The following is a 12,002-nucleotide window of genomic DNA, read 5'->3' as shown; positions in this document are numbered from 1 at the left end:
AGGTCATGCCGATCAACGAGACGCTGTCCCAGTACAGCGACTACTCCTACACCACCGCGGCGGCGATCTACGTCCTCGCGCTGATGTTCGCCCTCGTCGAGCAGGGCTTCGGCGCGAAGGGCAGGCTCGCGGCCGAACGCAGCAAGCAGAAGGCCCGCGAGCTGGTCGGTGCCGGCGGTCCGCCTCCTGCTTACGGAACGCCCGTCGAGACGCCGCGCGAGGTCGGCCGCCCCGAGCGCATCGGCCGCATGGGCGCCGCGCTGCTGGTGCTGGCCGCGCTGCTGCACCTGGCCGCGATCGTGCTGCGCGGGTTCGCCGTGCACCGCGCGCCGTGGGGCAATCTCTACGAATACGGCATGGCCACGACCTTCATCGCCGTCGTGACCTGGCTCGTCATCATGCGGAAGTTCCCGGTCCGCCACCTCACCGGCTTCCTGCTCCTGCCGGTCGTGATCCTGATGTTCGTCAACGGCACGATGCTGTACACGACGGCCGCGCCGGTGCAGCCCGCGCTCCAGTCGTACTGGCTGGTCATCCACGTCTCCGCGGCGATCATCGGCTCCGGGGTCTTCCTGGTGCCCGGTGTCGCGAGTGTCCTTTACCTCTTCCGCGCCGCGCACGACGACAACCCCGCGAAGTTCGCCAAGTTCGCCCCGAAGCTGCCCTCGGCGGACGTGCTCGACCGCATCGCCTACCGCACCACCATCTTCGCCTTCCCGATCTTCACCTTCGGCGTGCTGTGCGGCGCGGTGTGGGCCGAGGCGGCGTGGGGCCGGTTCTGGGGCTGGGACCCCAAGGAGACCGTCGCGTTCGTGGCGTGGGTCGTCTACGCGGCGTACCTCCACTCCCGGGCCACCGCGGGCTGGCGCGGGAAGCGGGCCGCGATCATCAACATCGTCGGTTTCTCCGCGACGATCTTCAACATGTTCTTCGTGAACCTGGTGACGTCGGGCCTGCACTCCTACGCCGGGGGCTGACCGTCGCCGCTGCGCGCGACCCGGCTACCGTCAATACTGAGGTAATGGGGGAAGACGTGCGCGGAGGAGGAATTCAGCGGTGACCGGACCCAGCGAAGAATCGGCTCCTGGCCACCCCGAACCGACCGAGAGCGCCCAGCCCTCGGAGTTGTTCTCCGAGGACAGGACGGACTCGGCGCCGCATCCGGCCGCGAGTGGTTTCGAGGCCGAGCCGACCCAGGTCGTCCAGCCTCAATACCCGCAGCAGGGTCAGTATCCGCAGCAGCAGCCCGCTCCTCCGCTGCCGCAGCCTTCGCAAGGGCAGCAGTACCAGCAGCCCTACGACCAGAACCTGCCTCCGCTGCAGCCTCAGCCTCAGCAGGCGCCGCCGCAGCAGGCCGCCCAGTACCCGCCGCAGCAGCAGTACGCGCCGCCGCCACAGCAACAGCAGGCGGTGCCGGGGCTTCCGCAGCCGCAGGGCAGGCACGCGCTCCCGGACGAACTCGCCACCGCGAGCCTGGTGAAGCCGCAGAAGCGCAAGCCGCAGTCGGGCTGGCGCAAGGCGCTTTACGTCGGCACCGGCAAGCTCGTCAATCCGGGGGAGAGCCCCAAGGACAGGCGCAAACGCGAGCTGATCGCGCAGATCAACCAGCCGCTGCGCGGGTGCTACAAGATCGCGATGCTGAGCCTCAAGGGTGGCGTCGGCAAGACCACCACGACGACCACGCTGGGCTCGACGTTCGCGTCGCTGCGCGGTGACCGGGTGGTCGCCGTCGACGCGAACCCGGACCGCGGGACGCTGTCGCAGAAGATCCCGATCGAGACCACCGCGACCGTGCGGCATCTGCTGCGGGACGCGGACAAGATCACCAGGTACAGCGACGTCCGTTCGTACACCTCGCAGGGCGGGAGCAGGCTGGAGATCCTCGCCAGCGAGCAGGATCCGGCGGTCTCGGAAGCGTTCTCCGAGGACGACTACCGGCGCACGGTCAACCTGCTGGAGCACTTCTACAACATCGTGCTCACCGACTGCGGGACCGGTTTGATGCACTCGGCGATGAAGGGCGTCCTGGACGTCGCGGACGCGCTGGTGGTGGTCTCGTCAGGCTCCGTCGACGGGGCGCGCAGTGCGTCGGCCACCCTCGACTGGCTGGAGGCGCACGGCTACGGCGACCTGGTCAAACGGTCCGTCGCCGTGATCAACTCGGTGCGGCCGAAGGGTGGCTCGGTCGATCTCGACAAGCTCTCCGCGCACTTCGGCGCGCGTGTCCGTTCGGTATGCCGCATCCCGTTCGACCCGCACCTGGAAGAGGGCGCCGAGATCGAACTGGACCGGCTCGACGAGGACACCCGGCTGGCGCTGCTGGAACTGGCGGCCACCGTCGCGGACGGCTTCGGCGGTCAGCAGTATCAGCCGATCCAGCCCTAATCTTTGTCCTCGTCTTTACCTTTGCGCTGCTGCTCACCGAGCTTGCGCAGGAAGTCGGGGTCGTCATCCGGGGCCAAGGTCGGTCGCGACGAGGGCACCCCGACACGCTCGATCCCGAACGCGCGCCACAACACCACGGCGACGGTGAGCGCTCCGATGGCCGCGAGCAGATAGATCATGCTCGGTCCCTTTCCGCGTGGAGGACGTTGCTCAGTCCCACGAGGCTAGCCTCTTTGCCGCGCGCGGGGGGACTCATGGATACCCCAATGTGACGAAGGGCGGTTACGAGCCCTTCGTCACTGGAGTCCTTTTTAGGGGAAATGCCTGGTCAGACCTTGCGAGCGGGCTCGCTGGCGTCGGTGGTCAGCTCGGCGAGGAGCTCGTTCACCTCGGCCTCGCGGAACCGGCGGTGCCCGCCGGGAGTGCGGATCGAGCCGATCCGGCCCGCGGTCGCCCAGCGGGTCACGGTCTTGGGGTCGACCCGGAACAGGGCCGCCACTTCACCGGGGGTGAGCAACCTTCCGCCCATGGTCGCGGTCATTTTCCGCCTCCTTCACGGTTTCGGTGCTAAACCGGAGGCGGGTCCGATGCCCGTCGTGCCGGGTAGCCAACACGGCAATCGTTGCATCTCACCCGTCAGGTACTCGAACGGTTGTCCATAGGTAAAGAGCCCTTAAAGGTCAAAACCGACAACCACGACATGCGTGCGCGGGGACCCCGGTCTTGTCACGGATGTATGAAAACGCGCCCTGATCTCGCGAATCGGGCCGTGGCACCTAAGGTGTAGCGGTGGACCAGGTGGATCGGAAGATCATCGCGGCATTGCGGGAGAACGGGCGGGCTACCTACGCCGACCTCGGCCGGTCTGTCGGGCTCTCGGCTTCATCAGTGCACGAGCGGGTCGGCAAACTCGAGGCCGCCGGCGTGATCACCGGCTACCACGCCATGGTCGACCCCAACACGGTCGGACTCGGGGTGACGGCGCTGGTCGGCATCCACCCCACCGACACCGCGACCGAAGACGACGTCGCGGAGGCGCTCGGGGCCCTCGACGAGGTCGAAAGCTGCTACGCCGTCGCGGGTGACGAGGCCTTCGTCGTCAAGGTGCGGGTGGCGACCGTCGACGATCTGGAGAAGACCCTCGGGAGGCTGCGGCGGATCCCCGGCGTCGGCCGGACGAACACCACCGTCGTGCTCTCCACCCGCTTCGAAGGGCGGCCCAACAACGCGGGCCTGGACGAGGGCCGCAACGGCAACGCGTAGCCTGCGTTGATGTGAGCGATAATCACCTGCCCCGTGACCTGACGCTGTACGTGCTGGCCAGGTTCGTCCTGGTCGGGGTCATCGCGGGGGGCTTGCTGCTGGTCAACGTCCCGCTGCTGGTCGCGTTGCTGATCGGCCTGGTCGTGGGGCTGCCGCTCGGTCTGCTGCTGTTCCGCCCGCTGAACGCGCGCGTGACCGCCGGACTCGCCCGCCGCAACGAAAAGCGCGCTCGCGCCCGTGCCGAACTGCGCTCCCAGCTGCGCGGCGACCGAGCGGACGGTGCAGCGTGAGCCGTCTGCACAGCCGGAGCTGGGTCCGTGAAGCCGTCCGCATCATCGAGGCCGACGCGAACCGCAGCGCCGACACGCATCTGCACGTCTTCCCGCTCCCCGCCGAGTGGGGCATCGATCTTTACCTGAAGGACGAGTCCGTCCACCCGACCGGCTCGCTCAAGCACCGGCTCGCGCGTTCGCTGTTCCTGTACGGCCTGGTGAACGGCCAGATCGGGCAGGACACCGTGCTCGTCGAGGCGTCCAGTGGCTCGACGGCGGTCTCGGAGGCGTACTTCGCGCGGATGCTGGGGCTGCGGTTCATCACCGTGGTGCCGCGCAGCACGTCGCCGGAGAAGATCGCGCTCATCGAGTTCTACGGAGGCGAATGCCACTTCGTCGACCGCGCGCCGGACATGTACCCGGAGGCCGAGCGGCTCGCCTCGGAGTGCAACGGGCACTACCTCGACCAGTTCACCTACGCCGAGCGCGCGACGGACTGGCGTGGGAACAACAACATCGCCGAATCCGTGTACGCGCAGATGCAGTCCGAGCGGCACCCCGTGCCGACGTGGATCGTCGTCGGCGCCGGGACCGGCGGCACGAGCGCCACCTTCGGCCGCTACGTGCGCTACAAGCGGCACACCACGAAGATCGCCGTCGTCGACCCGGAGAACTCGTCGTTCTTCGGCGCTTGGCAGACCGGGGCGCTCGACTACAGCACCGGCATGCCGTCGCGGATCGAGGGCATCGGCCGGCCGCGTGTCGAGCCGTCGTTCGTACCCGGTGTGATCGACGAGATGCTTCAGGTGCCGGACGCCGCTTCGCTGGCGGCCATCCGCGTGCTGCGCGAGCGGACCGGGCACTGGGCGGGCGGCTCGACCGGGACGAACCTTTTCGGCGCGTTCACGCTGATCTCGCGGATGGTGTCGGAGGGGCAGGCGGGCAGTGTCGTCACGCTGCTGTGCGACGGCGGCGAGCGGTACGCGAACACGTACTACGACGACGCTTGGCTGGCGCAGAAGAACATCGACATCGCGCCTTATCTGGAGAAGTACCGGGAGTTCCTGGCGAGCGGGAAGCTCGCTCCGGAAGCCTGAGGGGCTCGGTCGGGGGCGGCTTGTCGGGGCGTTGCGAAAGCCACTTTCGCAACGCGGGGTGGGCGGTCTACCTCAGGTGGCGCCGGATCACCAAAGGGAGCAAGGGACCTTTGCTACCACGTGGGCTACATGTGGTGACCGCACCGTTCCTGGACCACAACAGATAGTGCCTCGAAGCGAAAAACTCAAGGTATGAACGGCCCGTTCATCCCCAGTGACCGAACGCGGCGCGGAAGCTGCGTGACCGGACCTTTCGCGCCCACTGTGTGGATTTCGGGTCATCCAACGACCCGAAATCCACACAGACGCGCATCAAAGGTCCGGTGACGCCTCAGGGCGCCAGGATCACAGCGCCAGCGCGACCGCGGTCAGCACCGCCCACCCCAGCATCGCGAACCCGGTGTCCCGCAGCGCCGGGATCAGCGCCCGCCCCTGCGCGCCGCCGCCGACGGCCTTGACCGACTTCAGCAGCAACGGCGCGGTCAGCAGGCCGAGCAGCGCCCACGGCGTCACGAAGGCGAGCAGCACGCTCACGACATACGGGACGGCGACGAGCACCAGGTAAAGCCGCCGCGTGCCGCCATCACCGAGCCGGGTGGCGAGGGTGCGCTTGCCGGACTCGATGTCGGTCGGGATGTCGCGGAGGTTGTTGGCGGTCAGCACACCGGTCGAGAACGAGCCGACGGCGACCGCGCAGCCGAGCGCGGTCCAGCTCAACTGTCCGGCTTGGACGTACACAGTGCCCAGTACGCCGGCCAGCCCGAAGAAGACGAAGACCGCGATCTCGCCGAAACCGTAGTAGCCGTAAGGCTTCTTGCCGCCGGTGTAGAACCAGGCACCCAGGATGCAGACCGCGCCCATCGCCAGCAGCCACCACAGTCCGCTGATCGCGACGAGCACGAGCCCCAGGACTCCGGCGAGCCCGAGTGCGACGAGAGCGGCCACGAGGACGGCCTTCGGCTTCGCGACCCCGGAGCCGACCAGCCGCAGCGGACCGACGCGGTTCTCGTCGGTGCCGCGGATGCCGTCGGAGTAGTCGTTGGCGTAGTTGACGCCGACGATCAGCGAAAGCGCAACGAGCAACGCGAGAATCGAGCGCGGCCAGGAGAAGCCGTCGAGCGCGATCGCCGCGCCGACTCCGGCGACCACCGGCGCCACCGCGTTGGGCAGCGTCCGCGGGCGCGCCCCTTCGATCCATTCACCAGCAGTCGCCATGCCGCCATTCTGGCCCTGGCCACTACCGGCCGGTATGCGGGGCTCGTCACCTGCCCGGCCATCGCGAGCAGGTGACGAACCGCCCTACTTCAGGTCGTCGATCGTGTCTTCCAGGGTCCAGGTGAGTGTGCCGCTGTTCGGAACGGCGGTCTCCGGTTCGTCCGCCAGCGCGGGCCCGGCCAAAGCGACCAGTCCCATCGTGACGGCGGTGCAGGCCAATACTGTGCGTGTCCAGCGCGTCATATGTAGACGTAAACCCGCGGGTAATGATCGTGTCAACAACGTCCCGGTAATCGGTGGGGAATTCACGACCTTCGTAGGAGATTCCTGACGGCCGCCCTGTCGACCTTCCCGGGGCCCCGCAGAGGGAGTTCTTCGGCGAATTCGACCCGCTTCGGAGCGGCCGCCGCACCGGCCTCTTCACGGCACGCGGCACGCAGCGATTCGACGTCGCAACCAGCGCCGACGACGAGCGCGACGACGGCCTCGCCCCACTCCGGGTCGGGTACTCCGACCACGCACGCGTCCCGGATTCCGGGCTGTGCGGTCAAGATCCGCTCGACGGCCGCGGCGGCCACCTTCACCCCGCCGGTGTTGATCATGTCGTCGATCCGCCCGAGGATCTCCAACCGCCCGTCGGCCGTCCACCGGCCGCGGTCGGAGGTACGGAACCGCCCGCCCTCGAAGGCCTCCGCGGTCAGGTCGGGTCGCAGCCGGTAGCCGTGCGCGAGGACGTCACCCGTGATACAGACCCGCTCGTCCTCGAGTTCGACGTGTACTCCGTCCAGCGGTACGCCGTCGTAGACGCAGCCGCTCGCGGTCTCGCTCATGCCGTACGCGGGCACGATCTTCACGCCCGCTTCGGCCGCGCGCTCGCGGAGCTCGGCGGTGGTCGCCGCGGCGCCGACGATGATCGCGTCGAAAGCGCGGGCGGCCGCGAGACCCGGGCCGCCCGCGTCGAGCAACCGCCCGAGCTGAGTCGGCACGAGCGCGGTGTAGCGCGGGGCGTCCAGTGACAGCAGCGGCGCGGCGGCTTCGGCGAAGTCGTCCGGCCGGAAACCGGCGGCGTGCAGGACGGCCGGTGTCGTCCCGGCCAGGAGCGAGCGGACCAGCACCTGCAGGCCGCCGACATACTGCGCCGGGGTCGCGAGCAACCAGTGCCCCGGCCCGCCGAGCCTCCTGTGGGTGGCGTGAGCCGACGCGGTCAGCGCCGACGCCGACAGCAGCACGCCCTTGGGTTCGCCGGTCGACCCGGAGGTGGCGATGATCGCCGCCGTCCCCGGCTCGGCCGGGCGGGCCGGCTCCATCGCGTCCCGCAGGGCCTCGGACGAGTAGGGGAGGACGGGCGAGCCGCCGTCGAGCGCCCCGGCCAGTGCCGCGGTCAGCTCGACGACCGACTCCGGACTCCCGTCCACCTCCACCGCACGCATCCCGCCACCCTACGTCCGCCCCCGGATCGCGTTCAGCCCGCTAAACGCAGGTCAGTAGTAGTACGGGAACGCCGACCAGTCGGGGGAGCGCTTCTCCAGGAAGGAGTCGCGGCCTTCGACGGCCTCGTCCTGCATGTACGCGAGCCGCGTCGTTTCGCCGGCGAAGAGCTGCTGGCCGACCAGGCCGTCGTCGGTGAGGTTGAACGCGTACTTGAGCATCCGCTGCGCCGTCGGTGACTTGCCGTTGATCGCCCACGCCCAGTCCAGCGCCTCGGCCTCGAGCTTCGCGTGCGGGACGGCGGAGTTGACCGCGCCCATCGCCTGCATCTGCTCGGCCGTGTACTCGCGCCCGAGGAAGAAGATCTCCCGCGCGAACTTCTGCCCGACCTGCTTGGCCAGATACGCCGAGCCGTAGCCGCCGTCGAAGGAGCCGACGTCGGCGTCGGTCTGCTTGAACCGCGCGTGCTCGGCCGAAGCCAGCGTGAGGTCGCACACCACGTGCAGCGAATGCCCGCCGCCCGCCGCCCACCCCGGGACCACGGCGATGACCACCTTCGGCATGAACCTGATCAGCCGTTGGACCTCGAGAATGTGCAGCCGTCCGGCCCTGGCCGGATCGATCGTGTCGGAGGTCTCCCCGTCCGCGTACTGATACCCGGAGCGTCCGCGAATACGCTGGTCACCGCCGGAGCAGAACGCCCAGCCGCCGTCCTTCGGCGACGGGCCGTTGCCGGTGAGCAGGACGCAGCCGACGTCCGAGCTCATCCGCGCGTGGTCGAGCGCGCGGTACAGCTCGTCGACGGTGTGCGGGCGGAAGGCGTTGCGGACCTCGGGACGGTCGAACGCGACACGTACGACACGTTTGCCTGAGCGGCTCTCAGAGGAGCGGTGATAGGTGATGTCGGTGAAGTCGAAACCTTCGACCTCGGTCCACAAGGCGGGGTCGAACAGCTCGGAAACCTGGGCGTCATCCACGTTTGGGAGAATAGGACGTGTGGCCGTGAGTCGTAGTGTGAAACCCGAGGTCTGCCGGTGAATCCTTCCACCGCGCAGGCCAGGGTCATCGTCGACGAACTCGTCCGCAACACCGTGTCCCACGTCGTCCTGTGCCCGGGCTCACGCAACGCCCCGCTGTCGATCGCGCTGTACGACGCGGCCGCCGCCGGGCGCCTCCAGTTGCACGTCCGCATCGACGAACGCGGCGCCGCCTTCCTCGCCCTCGGCATCGCCGCGCGCACCGGCCGCCCGGTCGCCGTGCTGTGCACGTCGGGCACCGCGGCCGCGAACTTCCACCCCGCCGTGCTGGAGGCCGATCGCGCGGGAGTCCCGTTGATCGTGCTGACCGCCGACCGGCCGCCCGAGATGCGGGCCGCCGGCGCGAGCCAGGTCATCGACCAGCACCAGCTCTACGGCAACGCCATCCGCTACTTCGACGAGCTCGCCGTCGCCGAACGCCGTGCCGGGCAGAACTCGTACTGGCGCGGCCAGATCTGCCGCGCCTGGAACGCCGCGTACGGCGAATGGCGCTGCGGTCCCGTGCACCTCAACATCCCGTTCCGCGAGCCGCTGGTCCCTGATATCGACGATGACGGCGAGTGGTACGAGTCACTCGAAGGTCGTCCCGACGGTGCTCGCTGGACCGAGCTTCCCGACTTCGGCGCGCTTCCCTCGTTCGTGGTGCCCTCGGCCAGGTCCGGCCTGGTCATCGCGTGCGACACCGGTGTGCAGGCGGCCAGTGAATGGGCCGAACTGCACGGCTGGCCGGTCGTCTCCGAGACCGGCGGCATCGGGATGGCCGGCGCGACGGCGATCTCGTCCGGCGCGTGGCTGCTCGGTGTCGAGGAGTTCATCTCGCGGCACAAACCCGAACAGGTCCTGTGCATCGGGCGTCCGACGGTGTTCCGGCAGGTCCAGCGGGTGCTGTCCGATCCCGACGTCGAGGTGCTGCTGGTCCGGCCCGATTCGGACTGGCCCGCGCCCGCGCACAACGTCCGCCAGGTCGGCCAATGGTTCGACGAGCCGTCCAAACCGGCCGACCCGGAATGGCTCGCGAGCTGGCAGCGCGCGGACAGGGCGGCGTCGGCCGCGGTGGCCGAGGCACTGGCCGCGGAGCCATGGCCGAGCGGGCTGCGCCTGGCCACTGAACTCGTCGACGCGGTCCCGGAAGGATCGCTGCTGGTCGTCGGCTCGTCCAACCCGACGCGGGACGTCGCGCTCGCCGGACGGCTGCGGCCCGACGTCCTCGTGCACCGCAACCGCGGCGTCGCCGGGATCGACGGCATGGTCTCGACCGCGATCGGCGCCGCGACCGTCCACAGGGGACATTCGTACGCCCTGCTCGGCGACCTGACGTTCCTGCACGACGCGAGCGGCCTGCTGACCGGGCCCGCCGAACAGCGTCCCGACCTGACGATCGTGGTGCTCAACGACGACGGCGGCGGCATCTTCTCCCTGCTGGAGCAGGGTGCGCCGGAGCACGACGCCAGCTTCGAGCGCGTCTTCGGGACGCCGCACGGAGCCGATCTGGGCGCGCTGTGCGCCGGTTACCGCGTGCCGCATGTCGTCGCCGAGACGCTGGCCGAGTTCCGCGAGGCGCTCAAGCCCGCGCCGGGGCTGCGGGTGGTGGAGGTCCGGGTGGACCGAACGCGCCACCGCGAGCTGCACGCGCGCCTCCGTACGGCGGTTTCCTCCGCGGTGCGGGCTGTCTAGCCGATTTTGATCTCAGTCCAGGGGTTAGGAACCCCTCCTTTGGACGTGTCTGGAGCATGATCGGCTGGCTACGTTCGAGCGCGCTGACAAATCCTGGGAGGATTCGCAATGCGCTTGAAGACTCGCGCCGGCTTCGCCGGATTGACCGCGGGCGTCGTCTCGGTGCTGCTCGCCGGCAGCGCGGCCGCCGCACCCGCGCCCGGCTCGATCGGCATCGGCGACCCGTACTACCCGCACGCCGGCAACGGCGGCTACGACGTCGGTCACTACGACCTGCGGCTGACCTATCAGCCCGCGACCGACCTGCTGTCCGGGGCCACGACGATCCTGCTCACCGCGACGCAGGACCTTTCGGCGTTCAACCTGGACTTCGGTCTGAAGGTGTCGAGCGTCCGCGTGAACAACCGGCCCGCGAAGTTCGCGACGTCGACCGACGGCACCGGTGAGCTGACCGTCACGCCGTCGGCGCCGCTGAAGAAGGGCCAGACGGCGACCGTCGTCGTGGCCTACGCCGACACGCCTTCGAAGGTGAAGATCGACGGCTTCACCGCCTGGAAGAAGACCCCGGACGGCGCGCTCGCCGTCGACGAGCCGCAGAGCGCGGCCTGGTGGTTCCCGTCCAACGACCACCCGACCGACCTGGCCACCTACGACATCTCGGTCGAGGTCCCGAACGACGTCGCGGCGCTGTCGAACGGCACGCTCGTGCGCAAGACGGTGCAGCGGCCCGGGTGGACGCGCTGGAACTGGCGCAGCACCAAACCGCAGGCGACGTACCTCACGTCGCTGGAGGTCGGCAAGTTCGAGGTGAACCAGCAGACCACTCCGGACGGTCAGCCGTTCATCACCGCGTACGGCGCCGACCTCGGTGAGTCGCTCGGCGCGGCCAAGGCCAGCGTCGAGCGGACGCCGGAGATCACCGAATTCCTCGCCTCGAAGTTCGGGCCCTACCCGTTCGAGGCGCAGGGCGGTGTCGTCACCACCGGCATCACCTTCGCGCTGGAGAACCAGACGCGGCCGGTCTATGGCGCCCGGGCGTTCCGGTCCGGCTCCAACACCTCGGTCGTCGCGCACGAGCAGGCGCACCAGTGGTTCGGTGACAGCGTCACGCTCGGCAAGTGGAGCGACATCTGGCTGAACGAGGGCTTCGCGTCCTACGGCGAGTTCCTGTGGTCGGAGGAGACCGGCGAGGGCACGGCGGACGAACTCGCGCAGTACATCTACGACTCGGTGCCGGCCGAGGACCCGTTCTGGCAGGTCCTGCCCGCCGACCCGGGTGCGGAGAACCAGTTCGACGCGGCCGTCTACGACCGCGGCGCGCTCGCCGTGCACGCGTTGCGCAAGGCCGTGGGCGACGAGACGTTCTTCCGGATCCTGCAGACCTGGCAGCAGGTGAAGAAGGCCAAGCCGGCGGTGATCCCGGAGTTCATCGCGCTGGCGGAGAAGATCTCGGGCAAGCCGCTGTACGACCTGTTCCAGACGTGGCTGTACACCAAGGGCAAGCCCGCGGTGGGCCCGAACGGTGTTCCTGCCGCGGCTCAGCGGGCCGCTGTGGCCCCGGTCGCACCGAAGTCCTACCCGCAGATCAAGGCGACGCACGAATTCCTCGCCGAGCGACACGCCCACTGACG

At 69.1% G+C, this 12,002-nt stretch carries 13 protein-coding genes; 7 read left to right on the top strand and 6 right to left on the bottom strand.

All coding sequences use genetic code 11. The annotated features are described in order from the left end of the window. Window positions 1-5: 5 nt before the first annotated feature. The gene (ccsB, locus tag ACSMFO_RS37275) at window positions 6-977 is read left to right on the top strand and encodes a c-type cytochrome biogenesis protein CcsB (RefSeq protein ID WP_037332963.1); all 972 of its coding nucleotides are present in this window, start codon (window positions 6-8) and stop codon (window positions 975-977) included. Window positions 978-1,056: 79 nt separating this feature from the next. Then, window positions 1,057-2,385 carry a MinD/ParA family ATP-binding protein gene (locus ACSMFO_RS37270; RefSeq protein ID WP_436462197.1) on the top strand — a complete coding sequence of 443 codons (1,329 nt, stop codon included), beginning with the start codon at window positions 1,057-1,059 and terminating at the stop codon, window positions 2,383-2,385. Here the strand turns inward: ACSMFO_RS37270 and ACSMFO_RS37265 are convergent. Both ACSMFO_RS37265 and ACSMFO_RS37260 read right to left on the bottom strand, forming a co-directional pair. Beyond that, complete coding sequence (locus ACSMFO_RS37265) at window positions 2,382-2,564, bottom strand: hypothetical protein (RefSeq protein ID WP_016330943.1); 183 nt, start codon at window positions 2,562-2,564, stop codon at window positions 2,382-2,384. The genes ACSMFO_RS37270 and ACSMFO_RS37265 overlap by 4 nt on opposite strands. Before the next feature lie 149 nt (window positions 2,565-2,713). After that, window positions 2,714-2,926, bottom strand: coding sequence for a BldC family transcriptional regulator (locus ACSMFO_RS37260; protein ID WP_005151795.1), 213 nt, complete (start codon window positions 2,924-2,926; stop codon window positions 2,714-2,716). Window positions 2,927-3,174: 248 nt separating this feature from the next. Here ACSMFO_RS37260 and ACSMFO_RS37255 point away from each other — a divergent pair, with 248 nt between their 5' ends. The 3 genes from ACSMFO_RS37255 to ACSMFO_RS37245 are packed head-to-tail and all read left to right on the top strand — an operon-like array spanning window position 3,175 to window position 5,017. Then, window positions 3,175-3,648, top strand: a complete 474-nt coding sequence (locus ACSMFO_RS37255) for an Lrp/AsnC family transcriptional regulator (protein WP_037332958.1) — start codon at window positions 3,175-3,177, stop codon at window positions 3,646-3,648. Between the two features lie 11 nt (window positions 3,649-3,659). Then, entirely contained in the window at window positions 3,660-3,938 is a 279-nt protein-coding gene (locus ACSMFO_RS37250) for a DUF4229 domain-containing protein (RefSeq protein ID WP_016330946.1), read from the top strand. Further along, window positions 3,935-5,017: a PLP-dependent cysteine synthase family protein gene (locus ACSMFO_RS37245; protein WP_436462196.1), complete on the top strand. Its 1,083-nt coding sequence runs from the start codon at window positions 3,935-3,937 to the stop codon at window positions 5,015-5,017. Before ACSMFO_RS37250 ends, ACSMFO_RS37245 begins: the two co-directional genes overlap by 4 nt. 345 nt (window positions 5,018-5,362) lie before the next feature. On the opposite strand, the gene ACSMFO_RS37240 is transcribed toward ACSMFO_RS37245, so the two are convergent. From ACSMFO_RS37240 to ACSMFO_RS37225, 4 genes are all read right to left on the bottom strand, one after another. Next, window positions 5,363-6,232, bottom strand: a complete 870-nt coding sequence (locus ACSMFO_RS37240; protein WP_436462195.1) for a 1,4-dihydroxy-2-naphthoate polyprenyltransferase — start codon at window positions 6,230-6,232, stop codon at window positions 5,363-5,365. Window positions 6,233-6,316: 84 nt separating this feature from the next. Continuing rightward, complete coding sequence (locus ACSMFO_RS37235) at window positions 6,317-6,475, bottom strand: hypothetical protein (RefSeq protein WP_162836880.1); 159 nt, start codon at window positions 6,473-6,475, stop codon at window positions 6,317-6,319. Between the two features lie 62 nt (window positions 6,476-6,537). Then, entirely contained in the window at window positions 6,538-7,662 is a 1,125-nt protein-coding gene (menE, locus tag ACSMFO_RS37230; RefSeq protein ID WP_436462194.1) for an o-succinylbenzoate--CoA ligase, read from the bottom strand. A gap of 51 nt (window positions 7,663-7,713) precedes the next feature. Continuing rightward, window positions 7,714-8,637 (bottom strand): 1,4-dihydroxy-2-naphthoyl-CoA synthase, encoded by a 924-nt coding sequence (locus ACSMFO_RS37225; protein ID WP_007030899.1) that lies wholly within the window; start codon window positions 8,635-8,637, stop codon window positions 7,714-7,716. A 57-nt stretch (window positions 8,638-8,694) separates the two neighbouring features. Here ACSMFO_RS37225 and menD point away from each other — a divergent pair, with 57 nt between their 5' ends. Next, window positions 8,695-10,371, top strand: coding sequence for a 2-succinyl-5-enolpyruvyl-6-hydroxy-3-cyclohexene-1-carboxylic-acid synthase (gene menD / locus ACSMFO_RS37220; protein ID WP_038520087.1), 1,677 nt, complete (start codon window positions 8,695-8,697; stop codon window positions 10,369-10,371). 108 nt (window positions 10,372-10,479) lie between these two features. Further along, the gene (locus ACSMFO_RS37215; protein WP_436462193.1) at window positions 10,480-12,000 is read left to right on the top strand and encodes a M1 family metallopeptidase; all 1,521 of its coding nucleotides are present in this window, start codon (window positions 10,480-10,482) and stop codon (window positions 11,998-12,000) included. Window positions 12,001-12,002 lie beyond the last annotated feature (2 nt).

The organism is Amycolatopsis sp. w19, assembly GCF_051373225.1.
Lineage (GTDB): Bacteria > Actinomycetota > Actinomycetes > Mycobacteriales > Pseudonocardiaceae > Amycolatopsis > Amycolatopsis japonica.
Note: the sequence above shows the minus strand (reverse complement) of the source record. Positions and strands in the feature narration are given on the sequence as shown.

Bases quoted from the DNA above. Each gene is read 5' to 3' on its own strand.
- ACSMFO_RS37265 (WP_016330943.1), bottom strand. From the start codon at position 2,564: ATGATCTATCTGCTCGCGGCCATCGGAGCGCTCACCGTCGCCGTGGTG.
- ccsB (WP_037332963.1), top strand. From the start codon at position 6: ATGCCGATCAACGAGACGCTGTCCCAGTACAGCGACTACTCCTACACC.
- ACSMFO_RS37235 (WP_162836880.1), bottom strand. From the start codon at position 6,475: ATGACGCGCTGGACACGCACAGTATTGGCCTGCACCGCCGTCACGATG.
- menE (WP_436462194.1), bottom strand. From the start codon at position 7,662: ATGCGTGCGGTGGAGGTGGACGGGAGTCCGGAGTCGGTCGTCGAGCTG.
- ACSMFO_RS37240 (WP_436462195.1), bottom strand. From the start codon at position 6,232: ATGGCGACTGCTGGTGAATGGATCGAAGGGGCGCGCCCGCGGACGCTG.
- ACSMFO_RS37215 (WP_436462193.1), top strand. From the start codon at position 10,480: ATGCGCTTGAAGACTCGCGCCGGCTTCGCCGGATTGACCGCGGGCGTC.
- ACSMFO_RS37260 (WP_005151795.1), bottom strand. From the start codon at position 2,926: ATGACCGCGACCATGGGCGGAAGGTTGCTCACCCCCGGTGAAGTGGCG.